General features: G+C 46.3%; 17 protein-coding genes and 1 pseudogene. 2 read left to right on the plus strand and 16 right to left on the minus strand.

Annotated elements, in window-relative coordinates; genetic code table 11:
- The 8 genes and pseudogenes from LDL18_RS00225 to LDL18_RS00260 form a co-directional block, all read right to left on the minus strand.
- Window positions 1-229, minus strand: a pseudogene (locus LDL18_RS00225) (hypothetical protein); the annotation flags it as partial.
- Window positions 226-651: a flagellar FliJ family protein gene (locus tag LDL18_RS00230; protein ID WP_296505893.1), complete on the minus strand. Its 426-nt coding sequence runs from the start codon at window positions 649-651 to the stop codon at window positions 226-228. The gene LDL18_RS00230 and the pseudogene LDL18_RS00225, both read right to left, overlap by 4 nt.
- Window positions 648-1,979 (minus strand): FliI/YscN family ATPase, encoded by a 1,332-nt coding sequence (locus tag LDL18_RS00235; protein ID WP_296505896.1) that lies wholly within the window; start codon window positions 1,977-1,979, stop codon window positions 648-650. The genes LDL18_RS00230 and LDL18_RS00235 overlap by 4 nt, the downstream gene beginning before the upstream one ends.
- Window positions 1,976-2,728: a hypothetical protein gene (locus tag LDL18_RS00240; RefSeq protein WP_296505898.1), complete on the minus strand. Its 753-nt coding sequence runs from the start codon at window positions 2,726-2,728 to the stop codon at window positions 1,976-1,978. The genes LDL18_RS00235 and LDL18_RS00240 overlap by 4 nt, the downstream gene beginning before the upstream one ends.
- Window positions 2,721-3,755, minus strand: a complete 1,035-nt coding sequence (fliG, locus tag LDL18_RS00245) for a flagellar motor switch protein FliG (protein WP_014848657.1) — start codon at window positions 3,753-3,755, stop codon at window positions 2,721-2,723. The genes LDL18_RS00240 and fliG overlap by 8 nt, the downstream gene beginning before the upstream one ends.
- Window positions 3,748-5,616: a flagellar basal-body MS-ring/collar protein FliF gene (gene fliF / locus LDL18_RS00250; protein ID WP_296505902.1), complete on the minus strand. Its 1,869-nt coding sequence runs from the start codon at window positions 5,614-5,616 to the stop codon at window positions 3,748-3,750. The genes fliG and fliF overlap by 8 nt, the downstream gene beginning before the upstream one ends.
- Window positions 5,617-5,619: 3 nt before the next feature.
- Window positions 5,620-5,994, minus strand: coding sequence for a flagellar hook-basal body complex protein FliE (fliE, locus tag LDL18_RS00255; RefSeq protein WP_296505904.1), 375 nt, complete (start codon window positions 5,992-5,994; stop codon window positions 5,620-5,622).
- 73 nt (window positions 5,995-6,067) lie between these two features.
- Window positions 6,068-7,393, minus strand: a complete 1,326-nt coding sequence (locus LDL18_RS00260) for a sigma 54-interacting transcriptional regulator (RefSeq protein WP_296505907.1) — start codon at window positions 7,391-7,393, stop codon at window positions 6,068-6,070.
- Between the two features lie 703 nt (window positions 7,394-8,096).
- Here LDL18_RS00260 and LDL18_RS00265 point away from each other — a divergent pair.
- Window positions 8,097-8,921 (plus strand): flagellin, encoded by an 825-nt coding sequence (locus LDL18_RS00265; protein WP_296505910.1) that lies wholly within the window; start codon window positions 8,097-8,099, stop codon window positions 8,919-8,921.
- An 81-nt stretch (window positions 8,922-9,002) separates the two neighbouring features.
- Here the strand turns inward: LDL18_RS00265 and LDL18_RS00270 are convergent, their stop codons facing one another.
- The 8 genes from LDL18_RS00270 to LDL18_RS00305 all read right to left on the minus strand — a co-directional run bounded on the left by LDL18_RS00270 (window position 9,003) and on the right by LDL18_RS00305 (window position 16,013).
- A complete protein-coding gene (locus LDL18_RS00270; RefSeq protein WP_296505913.1) occupies window positions 9,003-9,569 on the minus strand; it encodes a glycosyltransferase in 567 nt (188 codons plus the stop codon).
- Window positions 9,570-9,683: 114 nt separating this feature from the next.
- Window positions 9,684-10,370 (minus strand): hypothetical protein, encoded by a 687-nt coding sequence (locus LDL18_RS00275; RefSeq protein WP_296505915.1) that lies wholly within the window; start codon window positions 10,368-10,370, stop codon window positions 9,684-9,686.
- A 148-nt stretch (window positions 10,371-10,518) separates the two neighbouring features.
- Window positions 10,519-11,262: a FliA/WhiG family RNA polymerase sigma factor gene (locus LDL18_RS00280; RefSeq protein ID WP_296505918.1), complete on the minus strand. Its 744-nt coding sequence runs from the start codon at window positions 11,260-11,262 to the stop codon at window positions 10,519-10,521.
- Complete coding sequence (locus LDL18_RS00285; protein WP_296505920.1) at window positions 11,252-12,073, minus strand: AAA family ATPase; 822 nt, start codon at window positions 12,071-12,073, stop codon at window positions 11,252-11,254. Before LDL18_RS00285 ends, LDL18_RS00280 begins: the two co-directional genes overlap by 11 nt.
- A complete protein-coding gene (gene flhA, locus LDL18_RS00290) occupies window positions 12,074-14,197 on the minus strand; it encodes a flagellar biosynthesis protein FlhA (protein ID WP_296505922.1) in 2,124 nt (707 codons plus the stop codon). It lies immediately after the preceding gene.
- Between the two features lie 413 nt (window positions 14,198-14,610).
- The gene (locus LDL18_RS00295) at window positions 14,611-14,928 is read right to left on the minus strand and encodes a hypothetical protein (RefSeq protein ID WP_296505925.1); all 318 of its coding nucleotides are present in this window, start codon (window positions 14,926-14,928) and stop codon (window positions 14,611-14,613) included.
- Window positions 14,921-15,355, minus strand: a complete 435-nt coding sequence (gene flgM / locus LDL18_RS00300) for a flagellar biosynthesis anti-sigma factor FlgM (protein ID WP_296505926.1) — start codon at window positions 15,353-15,355, stop codon at window positions 14,921-14,923. The genes LDL18_RS00295 and flgM overlap by 8 nt, the downstream gene beginning before the upstream one ends.
- Window positions 15,356-15,446: 91 nt before the next feature.
- On the minus strand, window positions 15,447-16,013 hold the full coding sequence (locus LDL18_RS00305) for a flagella basal body P-ring formation protein FlgA (RefSeq protein ID WP_296505929.1): 567 nt from the start codon (window positions 16,011-16,013) through the stop codon (window positions 15,447-15,449).
- 1,099 nt (window positions 16,014-17,112) lie between these two features.
- Between LDL18_RS00305 and LDL18_RS00310 the strand changes: the two genes are divergently transcribed.
- On the plus strand, window positions 17,113-17,250 hold the full coding sequence (locus LDL18_RS00310; protein WP_296505931.1) for a hypothetical protein: 138 nt from the start codon (window positions 17,113-17,115) through the stop codon (window positions 17,248-17,250).
- The last annotated feature ends 181 nt before the right edge of the window (window positions 17,251-17,431 follow it).

Here is a 17,431-nt window from a genome sequence, read left to right on the forward strand (position 1 = left end):
CCTTATCTGTATTTGGCGACGCAGCGGCTGCTATTAAATTAGAAGCCGTAGTTTTTTTATCCGTAACAATTTTTTTTGTATCAGGAATAGATCCTGCCTGGACAGAGTTAAGCATATCATCAAACGGATTAGCTTTATCCGCGTTCTGTACGCTAGTGGCGGGTGAAGCAGAGGCAGACGAGGCCGAAGAAGATCCAGCTGAAGATAGAATTGGCGTGACATCTGTCATAGTGCTTCACCTCTTTTAATGGGGCGCTGTCCGGTTATAGTTATCAGGCGACGCTCCTGCGTCTTCTGTATTTCTTCTTTTACGGCATCATGTAACTTTTTTGCGGTCTCATGCTGAATTTTTGTGTGAATTTTTTTCTGCCGCTGCCGCTCTACGACTGTTTGCGCCTGATCTAACATAGCTGTTAGATCTTTATAGGCTGTATCCAGACGCAACATCAGCTCTCCAGCATTTGCCATGGTCGCACCATTTACCCGACCCGTTACAGGCTTTAATGAAGATTGTATTTCAGTTAACCGGTCAACAGAAGCGGACAAGCTATTAACCCGCCCTTGAGCACGCAGTAATTCATTCTGCGCCTGCAGATGTTGGACATAGCGCACTTTGGCTATTCTTTTTCTGCGTGCAAGCTTCTGCGTCATACGGCAAACCTTTCCATCAAAGTCGCAATAGACGTGGTGAGATCAATTCTCTCATTTTGCCCTTGGCGAATAAAGTCTAAAACATCATTGTGACGATTGATAGCTTCATCAATAGAAACATCTGTGCCGCTACGATAGGCACCCATTAAGATAAGATCACGATTTTCTTCATAAACAGACCATAAACGGCGCAGATGGGCTGCTGCCTGTCTATGTCCAGGCGAAATAATATCGCTCATGACACGAGAAAGCGACTTACCGAGATCAATAGCAGGAAAAACGCCTTGTTCTGCCAGTGAACGAGATAAGATAATGTGCCCGTCAACAATGGCTCGGGCGGTATCAACGATTGGATCATCAGGATCATCACCATCAGCCAATACCGTATAAATAGCGGTAATCGCGCCTTTTGAATGAATATCGATACCCGCTCTTTCGACCAAGCGAGGAATAAGTCCTAAAGCTGAAGGTGGATAGCCTTTGATTGTCGGAGGTTCACCAAGTGACAGACCTACTTCCCGTTGTGCATGCGCAATACGAGTCAAACTGTCGATTAGTAAAAGAACATTTTTACCCTTCGCTCGAAAATATTCTGCGATCGCAGTTGCCCGCATTGCCGCCCTCAAGCGTAAAACTGGAGGATGGTCAGCAGGAACTGCCACGACAACACTTTTTGGCCGAACATCAGCACTAATTTTAGTTTCAACGAAATCGGTTACTTCACGCGACCGCTCTCCGATCAACCCCGTTACAATAACATCAGCCTTCGCGCCGGCAATCATCTGCCCCATCAGGACAGATTTACCAACCCCTGACCCGGCCATGATAGCAATTCTTTGCCCGACACCCGCAGTTAGCAAGGCATTGATTGCTCGAACGCCCATATCAAAAGGCTGCGTTACACGCCCTCGATTGAGAGGATTCCCCATTTTTCCGACCAATGGCCAATATTCGTCAGTAATAATAGGGCCTAAGTTATCAAGAGGCTCGCCCAACGCACCTATAATACGTCCCAATAGACCATCGCCAACATGGACAATACTTAACTGTCTATCCGGTTCAACTCTGGCTCCAGGATTATGAGGTGCATCAGCATCTAGCGCCATAAGCAACGTTGTATTGCCACGGAACCCAACCACTTCAGCACGTGACGATTGCCCATTGGCATCCATAATAAGAGCACCATGTCCAATAGGCATTGGAAAGCCCGTTGCTTCCAGCATCAAGCCATCATAGGCAACAAGCTTGCCAATCCACCGAGGTGTTCCTTCATCAATCGAGACATGGCCAAGAATACGTCCGGCATAGGCGGCTAGGCTTTCATTCATGCCTCTGCCCCCACTTCGACCAAAATCGCATCCAATTTTTCTAAAAGGCTTTTAGTACCATTTTCAATATAACCTTGGCTGGTTTCAAGACGCACGCTCCCTTCTGGCAAAGAAGAATCTTCTTTAATATCTACCGGCAATTCAACGCCGCCCAATCTTGAGATATCCGCAGGATTAAGGAACAGACAGCAAGGTTTCATTTCTTCAGTAATCATTGCTGCGACTGCATCGACTCGTTTTCTTAAACAGACAGCATCTATCGACACTTCACCTATAATCTGGTGAATCAGCCTATCAACGACATCTGCGAAGACAGAAGCTAAAGCTCGCGGAGGTTCGGCTTTTAACACTTCCAAATTGCGCGCTAATTGCCCGACAGCCTGTCGTTCTTCTTTGACTTCGATCAGCGCACTATTTCGTCCTTGCTGAAATCCTTGATCATAAGCTTCTTTTTTTATTGCTTCGATATCAATAGGTGGTGGCGGGATAACTTCGGCTTGAGGCTCCACTTCTTCTGTAATTTCAGCTTTTTCTTTTTCTAGCGAAAGACTTTTTTTAGAAGATTCAGCTTCCTTTTCTTCTTCCATCAATTCTTCTGGGACTAGGCCGAAACGAACGACCCAAGGAATAAAGGGAGGCTTTGCCTTTTTTATCGCAACAAAAGGCATTTTTTCAGCAGAAGCGGATTCTTCTGGAACAATCGCTTGCGCTTCATAAGGTTGGATGTCTTGTCTGGGGTCATCAGACATAGTCATCCCCCTTGCCTAACATGATAGTGCCACTTTCTGCGAGTTTGCGGGCAATATTAAGAATTTGTTTTTGTGCATCTTGAACTTCGGATATCCGCATCGGGCCACGTTCAGCCATTTCATCTTCAATAGCCTCGGCAGCACGCTTAGACATACAACCAAGCATCCGCGATTTGAGCTCTTCTTGTGCGCCTTTGAGAGCAACAACCAGAATATCGTTATCAATGGCTCTAAGCAGTGTGCCAAGGTTACGATCATCAAGATCATTAAGATCATCAAAGACAAACATTTCGTCTTCGATAGCCCTTGCCAGCGACTTATCCATTTTAGAAACAGCTTTCATCAAGCGCTGTTCGCCATCGCTCATATTATTGACGATCTGAGCCGCTTCAGCGGCGCCACCACGATGAGCGCCACCAATAGCATTAGCACCACCACCATTTGTCGAGCCGACTCTGGAGACCTGTCCCAGAAGCAGACGTTCAAGTTCTTCCAATGCTTCCACTGAAACAGTATCAAGGGTCGCAATACGATAAATGATATCCGGCTGGAGCGCATCGTCGAGTTGTTCCAGAACATCCGCAGCGACTACAGGGTCAAGGCAAGCCAAGACTAAAGCTGCAATCTGTGGATGCTCATTTTCAATCAATGTCGCGATAGTCCGCGCATCCATCCATTTCAGGGTATCGAGAACCGTCGTATGGGCGACCGGTGTAATGCGCGCCATCACATTTTCGGCGCGTTCTTCACCCAAAGCCAATTCCATGATGCTGCGGATTTGTTTGTCAGCATCAAAACCAAGCGTTGTTCTAGCTCTTGCCCGTGTGGTGAAATTATCAAGGACGGTTTCGATTTGCCCTTGCGAGATATCCGAAACCGCAAACATGGCTTCACCCAAACGCTGGACTTCGTCGGGATCAAGACGGCTTAAAATCGAAGCTGCCTCTTCTTTCGACATCAGCATCATTAGAATGGCTGCGGACTGAGTGCCGCTCAGTTCTTTTCTACTTTCGTTGTCATCAGCCATTGTGGTTCTCCAGCGATTTGAGGTCGGAACGCATCATGTCATGGACAACCAAGGCTGCGCGGGCGGGGTCTTGTTTGACAAAATGTCGCACCAGATCAACCCTCGCTTTATAGCCCGGAGCAGCGTCAATCATATCAAGCGTGATGGCATGGCTTCCGGCTTCTTCGGCGGGTTCCTCACCTTCGGCAATCAGGTTATCAATGTTGGTTGTTTCCAACTGTGGCAATGGATTTTCAGCCAGCCGTCTTCTTTCCGCTGCTTCGGCACGGGCTTTCAAGAAAGGCCGTGCGAAGCCAAAGATAACCAAGGCAGCGACCAAAAGAGCCGACAGATTGCGCGCGAGGAGCGGCACCCAACTATTTTGATACCAAGGCAGGCTAAAGACGCTGCCGCCCATGAAGTCAGAAGAGCTGATAGCCACCACGTCACCACGGGAAGCATCAAAACCGATTGCCCCTTTAATCAGTTTTTCAAGCTGGGCTACCTGTTCAGGCGATGGGGGTTTACCGTGATTGATTTGGCGAAGCGCAATAGCCACGCTCACCCGCTTAACCGAACCGGTTGGATTACGAATAACCGAGACTTCGCGTCCTAATTCATAATAACGGTTGAAGTTTTCGGAGGTTCTGGATTGAGCCTGCTGTGCCGTTTCTGCCGGAACAGAACCCGGCGCACGCGCATTTTGGCCTTGTTGACCATTTTGAGCGTTTTGTTGTCCTTGGGCATTCTGTCCTTGCTGACCATTTTGGCCATTCTGGGCATTTTGCTGGTTATTCGGTTGAGCCGGTGGCTGTAAATTTGGCGGCGGGTTCTGGGTTGGGTTGGCAGGCGTTGGCGGCATATTAGACATAGCCCCCGGAATACCGCCATTCTGGTCGGGCCCGCCATCTTTGTTCCAGCTACCACTTTCGGAACGCAAAGAGCCTTCTTTTGGATAGCTTTCTCTGGTGGCCTGACTTTCCGTAAAATCAAGATCCGTATGGACTTCGGCTGTATAGTTATTTTCGCCCAGTAACGGCACCAGCAATTTATTCAAAGCATCCATATAACGGGCTTCGACGGTTTGCTGTAAGCGTAATTGGCGATCATAGATATCGTTATCGGCGTTAGAGGTGGCTGATAAAAGATGCCCTGCCTGATCGACAACGGAGACTGCTTCTGGTGCCATCCCCGGCACAGAGGCTGCGACCAAATTTTGGATAGCCTGCACCTGTGCATTGGACAGGTTACGCCCCGTCATCAGTTTTAACATGACCGAAGCCGTGCCATGAACCTGTTCCCGAACAAAGGGGCTGGGCTGTGGTTCAGCGATATGGACTCTTGCCTGATTAACGACATCAATCGTTTCGATCGTGCGCGCAAGATCAACTTCACGCGCAGCCCGCAGTCTTTCGCCTTCAACAGCACGGCTGGCACCGAGTGGCAAAGAGCTGATAACATGATCGCCATCCGGTGCCGATTTCGGCAGGCCTTGCTGTGCCAACAGCATCCGCGCTTTATAATAGTCCTTTTCAGAGACTGTAATAACGCCATTACCGCGGTTGATATTATAATGGATACCGCCGGTTTCCAAAGCGCTGGCAATAGAGGCACGATCAGCATCCCCTGCCCCCGGATAGAGATCCCGCTGGGGTGGTGCCGACAATAAAAACCAGATCAACGCCCCGATTGCCGTCAGGCTGACCAATCCCATTAAAGGCAGGCTGCGTTTGATAGCGGGTTGCTGGACAAAGTCCTTCACCCGTTCGTAAATTTTATTTACGCGGTTATTATTGGCCAGAAAATTAGCCAAAGCGTTTGATGGTGCCGGAACGGCGACACTGCCCGCCGCATCATCCGGTGTAGGAACAACATCTGCCATTTATTACACCGACATATTCATAATGGTTTTATAGGCATCCATCAGGCGGTTACGCATTTGTAAGGTAGCCTGAAAAGCCACGGAAGCTTTTTGACGGCTTAACATAACCGAAGCGATGTCGGTTGTTTCGCCTTTCTGATAGGCATCCTGCGCTTCTGTGGACTGAATGTAGGAATCATTTACACTCGACATGGCTTCATTGAGGGCATCATTAAAACTAAGGATACCCCCGCTTTTGCTGCCTTCCGAGACAGAGGCGATGCCCCCCGCATCCTTTGTCGCAGAAGTTGATAATCCGGCGGCATTTTTTAACGTGCTGGCACGCTGCAAAATGGCGTTTTGCATCTCTGTAAGGCTGGATGTATCAAGCGTGGTCATAATTTTCCCCGAAGATATCGGTTATAATCCGATTTTATTTTAATAGTTGAATAGCGACGAATAGAATGGCGTGTTATGAAGCGGCGCGCATATCGGCGAGCCGGTATCGCAAGGTTCTTTCACTGATCCCCAGCCGTTGAGCGGCCTGACGACGGTGACCATTGGTAGCCAGCAAGGCTTCTTCAATAATCTTATGTTCTGCCGCGCGGGCGGCATCGGCCAGACCAAAAGAGATATTCTTTTTGCTGTGATTTTCGGCAGGAGGTGACATCATGCCGACCGGTTTATGATCCGATAGAGGCGGCATCATATCAGCCGAGTCAATCAAGAGATCGCTGGCTTCGATACGTATCCCGCGATGCAACAGAATAGCCCGTTGCAAACAATTTTCGAGTTCGCGGACATTTCCCGGCCAGCTATGTTTTTGCAGAAGGTCAAGGGCGGTATTTGTCAGCCACGGGAAATCCGTATCAGCAGGCGCATGACGAAGCAGAAGAGCCGCCGCCAAAACGCGGATATCTTGTTTCCGCTGTGCCAAGGGCAGTAAAGTCACCGGCACAACATTGAGCCGCCAATAAAGATCAGCGCGGAAATTTTTTGCTGCCACCTCTTGTGCCAAGTCACGGTTAGCCGCCGCAATAATTCTGACATTGATCGGACAAGGTTCAGAAGCCCCGATAGGGAGGACTTCTTGTTCTTGGAGAACACGCAACAGCTTGGCTTGCAATCCAAGCGGCAATTCCGAGACCTCATCTAATAAGAGCGTGCCGCCATTAGCCGAGCGGAAGAGGCCTTTGTTATCGGCCAATGCCCCCGTAAAGCTGCCCTTCGTATAACCGAAGAGCATGGCTTCCAGCATCGTTTCAGGCAAAGCAGCGCAATTAACTGGAATAAAAGCCTGATTAGCGCGGGGTGACATTTGATGAATAAAGCGAGCGAGGCCTTCTTTCCCAGTGCCGGTTTCACCCTGCACCAAGATGGTGGCATTACTATCTGCAATGCGTGCGGCGATATTTAACAGGTCAACGGTTTGTTTGTCCCCAACTGCTGGCCGTCCAGCGGGTCTGACCAATCCAGCGATCAGAGCAAAGCCGAAAGAGCCGTCCGAAGAACCAAAGCTGATTTCGGCAGGCTTCCCTGCCCGATGAAATTTTAGTTTGGGTAAATCTTCTCGGAAATGGATGAGAACGTCGCGTTGACCAGCTAAATGCCGTTCTTGTGGCGAAAGCAGACGGATAATAAAGGCTGAAGGTGTTTTCCCCAATGGAGCGCAGCTTAGCCCCAGACTGTTCAGCCATGGAGCCAATGCAGGCATTTGTTCAGCCACAATTGGGCTGACACCTATAGCCGCATCTGCCAGACCATCGATCTGGCTTTGTTTTCCCCTGTTTTTTCCCATCAGGATTTCCGCCTTCTTAAAAGGATGCTTCCATCCGCCGAATGCTGTTTTTACAGTCACCCGACCGTGATTGTTGGAAAAGCAAAAACTATGCCATTTTATTTTTGTTGTTTCGGCTTTACTGTCAAAAAACCTTTTGCGGCCTGAAATCAAGGAAGATTTTTTGACGAAATGTTGCTGGCTTATTGGGGTATATACCCCGTAATCGGGGCGATTTTGGAATATTTTCAAAGAGTTGGATGTATCAAAAGGACGCGATTAGTCAGATAAACCAAGCATTATTTAGGTGGGGAGGATTTTAAGCGTTTTTTAAAAGATAGCTCTATTTTGGATAAGGCTGATTAAAAAATGACAGCTACGCTTTGATAAGGTAAGAATGGGGTCGTCGAAACACGTCAAAATTTTGACAGCATTTAGGTCAAGTCTTTTTTATAGACAAATTACCCCTTTTTTTATTCCCAAACTTAGCCATCTTTCATTTTTTATGGCTTGGACTTTTGTCTTTGAAATCGAAATTAAAAAAATAAAATCATTATATTACAGATGGTTACAACAAATTTTTTCACAAAAATTAAAAATAGTGAACGCATCAATTTAAAAAAAATCGGGATAAGCCGTTACTGAATTTATGGCGGTCACGGACAACAAATTTAGTCCTGCTGCCCCTCTCTAACGGCTCTAATTTTTGAGAAGGAATTTATTTGTGACCGTTATCAATACCAACACCAGTGCTCTTCGCGCCCAGAACGCTTCCCGTTTAGCTGACAACAACCTGAACACCGCCATGACGCGTTTGTCCAGCGGTAAAAGCATCAACAGTGCTTCTGATAACGCAGCTGGTCTTGCTATTTCCAGCTCCATGACCGCCCAGATCAACGGTATGAACCAGGCTATCAGCAACGCCAACGATGGTGTTTCTTTGGCTCAGACCGCTGACGGTGCTTTGGGTGAAGTCACCAACATGGTGCAGCGCGTTAACCAGTTGGCCGTTCAGTCTGCCAACGGCACCTATCAGGATACTGATCGCACTGATATGGATACCGAAGTCAAGCAGCTTCAGGCTCAGATCAAACAGGTTATCACTGGAACCAACTTCAATGGTAAAGCACTGTTCAACAGCACTGCTTCAACGAGCTTCAAAATTCAGACCGGCGCCACCAATACCACGACCACAGATCAGGTTACGGTTTCCATTGGTAAACTGGATAAGTTAGGTAAAGTTCTTAGCTTAAGCGTTGCAACGTCAACTGGCGCTTTGGCTGCTTTGTCAACTATTTCTTCTGCATTAACCTCTGTTAACACGGTTCGTGCAGGTCTTGGTGCTTCCGAAAGCCGTCTGAACTCAGTCGTCAATAACCTGACCACCAATGTCACGAACTTGTCTGATGCTCGTAGCCGTATTCAGGACACTGATTACTCTTCTGAAACGACCAATCTGGCACGTTCCCAGATCCTGAGCCAGGCTTCCACCGCCATGCTGGCACAGGCTAACCAGTCCCAGCAGAATGTTCTGTCCCTGTTGAAGTAATTGTTACTTTAAACAGTTTCAAAAGAACAAAAAAGAAGCCGCCCGAAATTCGGGCGGCTTTTTTATTATCTAGTTATGAATTTAATCACCATTAATAGTATAAGGCTTTTGGCCGATATGTTTTACCTTTTGTGTGATATCCATATCAAACCATAATTTATATCCGGCATTTATTGCCTTAATACTAAAGACAAAATCTTCGCCAAAAACAGCTCTTTCATCTTTATCTTCATATTCCCGCAGACCAAAAAAGAAATAAGGTTTGGGCAGGTGGTCAAAGACAGACATTTTAATTAACAAGCAACCTGTTGGAATAAAGATAGCAGGCAATAACCCATGATCTACAAGATCTTGAGATTTGTCTATTCCTTCACTACCAGCGGCTCCAAAACTTTCACTTCTTTTAGGATAATTAGCACCGACAATATCTTTGTGATGAGATAAAAGTCTTGTGATAGTATCGGGTGGCACATCCATATCACTGTCGAGAAAGAATAAATAATCGGCTTTCGCTTCCTGAGCCATGGCTACGCAGGCATTGCGCGAAATAGAGATATTGGGTGATTTATTGTTAATCAGGATAAATTCAGCGTCAGGCGTATGTTGCATCATGATAGAGGTCGAAATCATAAAATCGACATGCACCATCGGGCCTGATGGGAAACAAATAGCAATTTTTATCGGCACATCGGGCTTGTTGGCTGTCATCAGACAATCCTTGAAAGCGGAAAAGAAAAAAGTTGGCCTAATGGCCTGAGAGTATCAGGCCGAAGGTGGTAGTAATTTTGCTTTTTCCTGTTCCAGTAATTGCTGTTCCAACAATAAACGGCGTTCTTCAATTTCTGGCATATGGTAAACGCGTTGCCCAATTCGTCCTATTTCGGCTGACAGATTAGCATCGCACCAGATATCATAGCCCAATTCACGCACACGATCACAGAAGACGAAGTCATCGCCCATCACATCATCTTGGAAAACGTCATAATAGAAATGAGGTAAATTAGGATCGAGCTTTTTAAAGATCTCCGTCTTTACCAGCATACAACCGCCCGGCATATACCGCATCTTTAGTAAGCTTTGTTCTAAAGCTTTCTGATCCTGCTGCTCTTCGGTAATGCCCAAGAGATTATAAGGGGCAACTGGTTTTGGATAAGTTACGCCAATGATATCTTTGTTGTGTGCCAATAAACGATGTAAAGTATCATTCGGGAAAGTGATATCGCCCGACAAGAACAGGATATAATCAGCACCCCAATTTAGTGACTCTTTAACTGCAATATTTTTGGCACCAGCTAGAATAGAGGATCTGCCGCAAATAACATTGGTATCCAAATCTTTGGCATGTTGAATCAGCCCCATAGCGCTGATTGAGAATTCAACCAAGATCATGTCCCCCGGTGCAATCACCGCGATTGCGACTTTGGGATTTGTTTTTTCACCCTGTTTCATATTGAAATTCCCCTAGAAGCCAGAATCGGCCTTGAATGATGGTAGAAATAGATAGTTGTTATAAAATAGGGTCTTGCAAAATCATTAGGTCGATTTTGCAAATTGGCTTGCCCTTTCTATGTTTATTCTTTTTTTATTTAAAAATTGTTCAATGTTGCCAATCTGTCATTTTTTGGCGCAAGTGATCGACAGCCGATTTTTTGATTTGGCTGATTCTGGCTGTGCCGAGATCAAGCACCTCCCCGATTTCTTTCAGGTTTAATTCTTCGACATAATAAAGCTGTAAAACCAAGGCCTCCCGCTCTGGCAGGGTCTTGATCTGTTCAGCCAAAGCCGATTGCAACGCTTCGCGTTCCATCTCGCTCGCCTGATCAGCATTATCGTCGGTGAATATGCTGGAATGATCGGAATAAACGTCATCTAAAGATTCTTGCCGAATATTGATCGCCCCATCTGCCCATTCGCGATATTCGCTGGGAGACATATTCAGCTTTTCAGCTATTTCTGCATCTTCAGGACGGCGACCAAGCGTCGCAGATAACTCTTCACGCGCTTTGTTCAGTGTTTTTTGGCGAGCAATACTGGAACGGGCGGTGGCGGCATGTTGCCGCATATAGTCAATCATCGCCCCCCTTATCCGCATCGAGGCATAGGTTGCAAAAGCAAAACCCCGATTTTCAAAAGCATTGGCGGATTCTATCAAGGCAACCATGCCGATTTGTATCAGGTCTTCAACTTCAATCGCAGAAGAGACACGGCCATGGACATGCCATGCAATTTTCCGAACCAGTTGAAGATGACCTTTGATTAACGCTTCGACATTCTTTTTTGACGGATTGCGGCTGTAGATATCTGGCGAGGAATCGGAAGCGTCAAAATCATTAAGATGCACTCACCATCTCCAAGCTGGAAAAGAAATTACTACGCTTTGTTTTCTTGAGCAAGCTATAGTCATTAAGCCGATGCGCCAAGCGTTCAAAGGCTTCTGATGCCCGTGATCTGGGGAATAAATCAAGACAGCAGCGTTTTCTTAATACCGCTTCACGAATATGAGAATCCCGCGGCACTGAACCCAAATGATTCAGTTTTATGCCCAGAAAACGGGCGGAAACATCCGAAAAACGCCGAAATAGATCACGTCCCTCGGTTTCATCCTCGACCATGTTGGTGACGACCAGAATTTCTTTCACCTTATATTCAAGGGCTAACAGCTTGATAAGGGCATAGCCATCCATAAAAGATGTTGGTTCAGAAGACAGAACCAAAATCACCTGATCGGCAGAGGCCATCAAAGAAAGCGAACTGGAGGAGGCTCCGCTAGGATTATCTAGCAATATATAGTCAAAAGACTTTGTCCAAGGGCGCAAACTGTCGACCAATCGGCGTTTGGCGACCGCATCCATTTCCATGATACGCCCAGCGCCATTAACCCCCGAGACCAAATTCAGTCCAAAGACCCCTTGTTGCACGACATCTTCATATTGCCGCCTGCCGGTCAGAATATCTTCAATCGTTCGATCAGAATTCATGCCCAGCACAATACCGGCATCGGCCATACCCAGATCACAATCCAGTAACAGAGTGCGCTGTTTTATTTTAGAAAGCGCGGCCGTCAGATTGGCAATCACATTGGTTTTGCCAACACCGCCCTTGCCACTGGCAACAGCGATGACTTGAAGGTTGCGTGTCACTTTTAAGGACATTTAGGACACCGCCTCCGCATTATTTGCTGGTATCGAATGTGATGATTGGCCATCCCCAACCACGGCGACGACCTCTACCGGCTTTCCATCTGGAATTTCAAGAAAAGACAGCACAGAAATTTCAGAAAAATGCGGTTTAAGTAAACGTGCCAAAGGTCGCCGGATAACCGGCGAGGTCACAATTGCAAAACGCTGTCCATTCGACAAAAGCGGCTGGGCTGCGGATTCAAGTGCGGTCACAATCCTGTTTGCCAAGGCAGGTTCAAACGGATGAGCCGCTTGGGGGCCTGAACGCACGCCTTGGGAAAGCAAGGCCTCTAACTTGGGTTCAAAAGTAACCACTGGCAAAGGCATTTTTACAGGAACGATCGACTGAACGATAATACCACCAATACGTATTCTGATCGCTTCCAACAGGGCATTGGGTTCTGTTTCCTCTCGGACAGCATCAACCATCGCCTCAACAATACGCCGGAATTCGTGAAGAGAAACACCTTCCCACAACAAAGAACGGCAAATCAGCGTAATCACCGCCAAAGATAACGGTTGCGGCGTTACGGCAGACACAAGCTGGGGCGCGGTTTCCTTTAACATATCAAGTAATTTTTGGGCATCATCCATGCCAAAAAGATCAGCGGCGTTGTTGATAATAGACTGATTAAGATGGGTTGCAATAACTGTTGCCGCGTCAACCACTGTATAACCCGCTACAATAGCATCAGAACGGCGATTTTCAGGAATCCAGACCGTATCCAGACCGAAGGTAGGATCTTTTGAGACACGACCCACTAATGTGCCGTCTGCATCACCATTATTGAGTGCCATAAGTTGGTCTGGCCAGACTTCATCTTCGCCAGTCACCACACCAGAAACGCTAATCCGATAGCTGTTTGCCCCTAATGATAGGTTATCACGCACACGCACCAAGGGAATAACAAAGCCTAAATCACGGGATAATTGCCGTCTGATACCCGTGACACGCGCCATAAGAGGCGCTTTTTTACGCTCATCCACCAATGGAATAAGACCATAGCCAATTTCTAAAGATAAAACCGCCCCATCAGAGACATCGTTCCATGAAACAGGCGGCGGAGTATCTGGCACCACAACAGGCGGTGGCGCTTCTTTTTTGGCGGCTTCGGCTTGGGCGGATTTATGCAATTTCCACGCTGTCCAGCCGGAAAGACCGGCCGCTGGCAAAATAACAAAATGCGGCATGCCCGGAACAATGCCTAAAAAGCCTAGAATAACCGCAACAGGCGTCCATGCTCGGGCAGAGTTAAACTGGCTAACAATCTGGCCGGTCAGGTCAAAGCTGGCTGTAACGCGGGTAACAATCGAGGCTGTCGCAAAAGACAACAGAAAAGACGGTATCTGTGCGACCAGAGCATCACCGATAGCTAGCTGGACATAATTCGATGCCGCATCGCTAAAGGTCATATTATAACTAAAAACGCCTAAGATAAGGCCGCCAATAATATTGACCAAAAGAATAAGAACGCCCGCGACAGCGTCCCCCTTCACAAATTTGGAAGCACCATCCATTGAACCGTAAAAACCGGCCTCGGTCGCGACTTCCTGTCTTCTGTTTTTGGCTTCTTCAGGCGTAATCAAACCAGCATTTAAATCGGCATCAATCGCCATCTGTTTACCCGGCATTGCGTCCAAGGTAAAACGGGCAGAAACTTCTGAAACACGCCCTGCCCCCTTGGTCACAACGACCAAGTTGATAATCATCAAAATCGCGAAAATGAAAATTCCGACAACATAATGTTCCCCGATCAAAAAATGACCAAAGGATTCAATCACCATACCCGCTGCATTTGCGCCAGTATGACCATTTACCAAAACAACGCGGGTTGAGGCTACGTTAAGCGACAGTCGTAATAATGTGGCAAAAAGCAAAACGGTCGGGAAAGAAGAAAAGTCCAATGGTTTGGCGGCATTCAACGATACCATCAAGACCGCCAGCGAAATCGTGATATTGGAAATAAAGCCGATATCCAACACCGCTGTCGGCACCGGCACAACCATCAATCCCACCAGAACCAAAATAGCCACAGGCAAAATAGCCGTGCGTCCAGCGGCAAGCCAGATCGTTTTTCTGACCGCTGCGGTAGCCATTAAATACTTTCCTTTTTCAAAAGACGACTAATTTTGCCTTTGCCGGTCATCCCCGCTCCTGCCAAATTTACGACATTTTTTAGATTTACCTCTGAAGGTAAGCAATTTTTGTGCCACAATTTGTTAAGATTTTTAAACAAAAAAACAACATAATATTTAGAAAAATAAAATGTTCTTTTTTATGCTCTCTACATTTTTTAGTGAAATTTTTATATAAAAAAGGATATTTTTATATACCATAATCCTCATTACATTGCATTTTGGGACAAAAACGCGCTGAGGAAACTTTATCCGTCGTCTATTTCGGAGTAAAAGTAATATCGGGAAGCTAGCGGGGAAATCCGTCACTTTCGCGGTAAAGTGACGGCAAAGTTGACAGTTGGGTAAGGAAAATCACGAAGGCTGTCAGAAAATTATGAAAATTTGCCTGTGCGACGATAAGCCAAAGGCGCATCTGTTAAACCATAAATAGCCATCTGACTTAACAGCTTTTGCATCATATCGGCACTGTAAAGACTACGCTGCCTGCCTGCTTCGGCCTGCTTCATGGCTGCCTGCAAAGATTCACGCAAAGAATCCGTGGTATGCCACGCATCTTGCTCTTTGACTTTTTTGACTGCAGCAGAAACCTCCGCGCAGGCAGCTTCGATGTCATCGACGCTCCGCCCGTCAAGGGCTTGCACCAAGGCAATGATCGCGTTTTTTAATTCAGCCAAATATTGCTCACTCATTAGAATCAGTTGAAGCAGAAGCCGTCACAGAAGAAGCTGATGACGCACTATCTGCCGTCTCATACTGAACCATCTTTGACGCAATCGCGCTTGCACTGATAGGATAACGCCCTTCGGAAATGAGAGCCCGAATAGCTTGAATTTTGGCCTTATTGACAGGAGGGCCTGCAACCGCAATCGCTTCGGCAAAACTTACCGCGCTGGAGGTCGTGCTTTTTTCTTTTGACTTGCTGCTGTCAGTCGATACCGAAGTGGATTCTGTTGAGGAAGTATCCGTTACAGAAGATACCGAGGCAGTTTTGCTCTTCTCATCAGTCGCCGATATCGCTGTCTGGGTAGAGTTGGCATCCCCAGAAGACGTTGAACTGTTTAATGATACAGCGCTGACCGCGTTTAATGCGCTGCTGGTTCCGATACTGTCGACCATTCGATTAGCCCCGATTTTAAAATACTAATAATAAAAAAAGCTCCTGATACCCCTATAACGGCAAAATTTCCGATTATTTAAATCATTTTAATCATTCAAATCCGGGAATTCTTACTTTGCCAGATTCTACCACGACCGCAATAACAGGCGGTTTGCTCGGATCAGACTTGACGCGGATATGATCGCCTAGTGCGCCGTCTTGTTGCGCAATGCCCTGAACAGACACGGTAAAGCTACTATTTCCGGCGACCAATTCGACAGGATCGCCCCTCTTAACCAGAATAGCGCCTTTGCTATCTTCCTTGGGATTTCCTGAATTTTGGCTATTTTGTGGGTTTTCTCGGTTATGTAACACACGAGAAGCTGTTCTGACCAAAGGCACACGGATACGCCAGCCAAGGGTTGGGCAATGGACAGAAACAGAACCTGCAATTGGTTTATCCACCACAACAGATTCCGGACATTGTGCCAAATGTAAACGGCGGTCAACAGGCGTTACAGCACCCCCTTCTGCCCCGATAGGCACGCCGAGACTAGTTGCGATTTGTTTATCCAAGGCCGATAAATCCTGAAAATCAGCAGCCAAAACGGATGTATTTGGTAATAAAAAAGCAAAACTACCTAAAAAAAATCCTAAACATGAATATTTATTTTTCATTATTGCCTTTTACCCCTCTGTTTATGCTGCGTTTTTCAGGATTTTCTTTCTATATTTTTTATATCCACTGAAAAAGCAAAATTATCTCTGACAGAAAAATCAAAATAACAAATACCTCGTCGTGATATCATCATATAACTTTATGGCTTCTGTCTCGTGACATTCTCAATCAGGTAGCCTTTATACTAAGCGACATCGAATCCGCTAAGTCTTATTTTGATCTTTGATTCCTATTTTTTTCAATGGCCTTTAGATAAAGATTTTCTGACTGATGGCATTTTTCATTATAGAAGCAGCAACTGGGGGCAGGATTTCTGTCGCGTGCGAGAAAAATCACCATCTACCCGATTAAACCCAATCAAATTTTAGAGAAAAATGTATCTACTATGAGATAGCCTCTTAATTATACGATGATTTCAACTTTTATCTGAAAAAGATACAGATTTTTTCTGAAATACTGTGCATTCTCAAAATGGCTGCTCCACCTAAATTAGGTTCTGTTGACAAAGTCAGGCAACTATAATTTTACAGCCGTGATATGAAGGAAGGCGAGGAAAGATTTTCTGGTTTTGTCATGGCGTGTGGCGATACGTCTGAACGACTTTAACGTATTGAACATGTGATCAATATGATTACGATCTTTGTAGTGCTGTAGATCGTAAAGGATATGCTTTTTTCGATTAGAGTGAGGCAGGATAACAGGAAGGATAGCTGAAAAAGCCGCTTTTCCCGTAACCTATCGCCATCATATCTTTTATCGCTGAGAAAACGGCGAGGCGTTGTGACAGGAATATCTATCAAGCTATCAGCATCAGAATCATCAGATGATCTAACCACCTGTCAGTTCGGAAGCTAGGTTCTGTTGATAAAGGGTATAATTTAAGATTTTCAGAGACAAATTGAGGACAAGTTTTTGTAAGGCAGACTAAATGCGAGGAGATCTGACGGACGCGGAGTGGAAGATAATAGAGGGACTTCTTCCAAGCGAACGAGGCCGCAGCGCACGCCCAGCAAAAAGTAATCGGTTATTTCTCAATGGTATGCTTTAATTTCCTCGAACAGGTTGCGCATGGCGAGATATGCATGAACGCTATGGAAAATGGCATTCGGTCTATGTTCGGTTTGGTGGGCGGAACAAGGTGTCTGGGACGCACTGCTTGAAATACTTGTTGACCTTGACCTGGCGGATGACTGGCAACATAGGGTAGATAGCACAATCATTCGAGCTTATAGCTAAGTGGCTGGCGCAAGGGGGGGACGTATAAGGAGGGCTTTTGTCAAAGCTATGGTAATGGCGGCTTTATAAGCAAGATCCACGTCCACTCTGATGGTCAAGGTCGCCCTTTAGCTTTCATACTAACCGGCGGTGAAGTCTCTGATTATTCTGATGCTGATAGCTTGATAGATATTCCTGTCAC

The organism is Zymomonas sp. (genome assembly GCF_020216885.1).
In the GTDB taxonomy this organism is placed as follows: domain Bacteria; phylum Pseudomonadota; class Alphaproteobacteria; order Sphingomonadales; family Sphingomonadaceae; genus Zymomonas.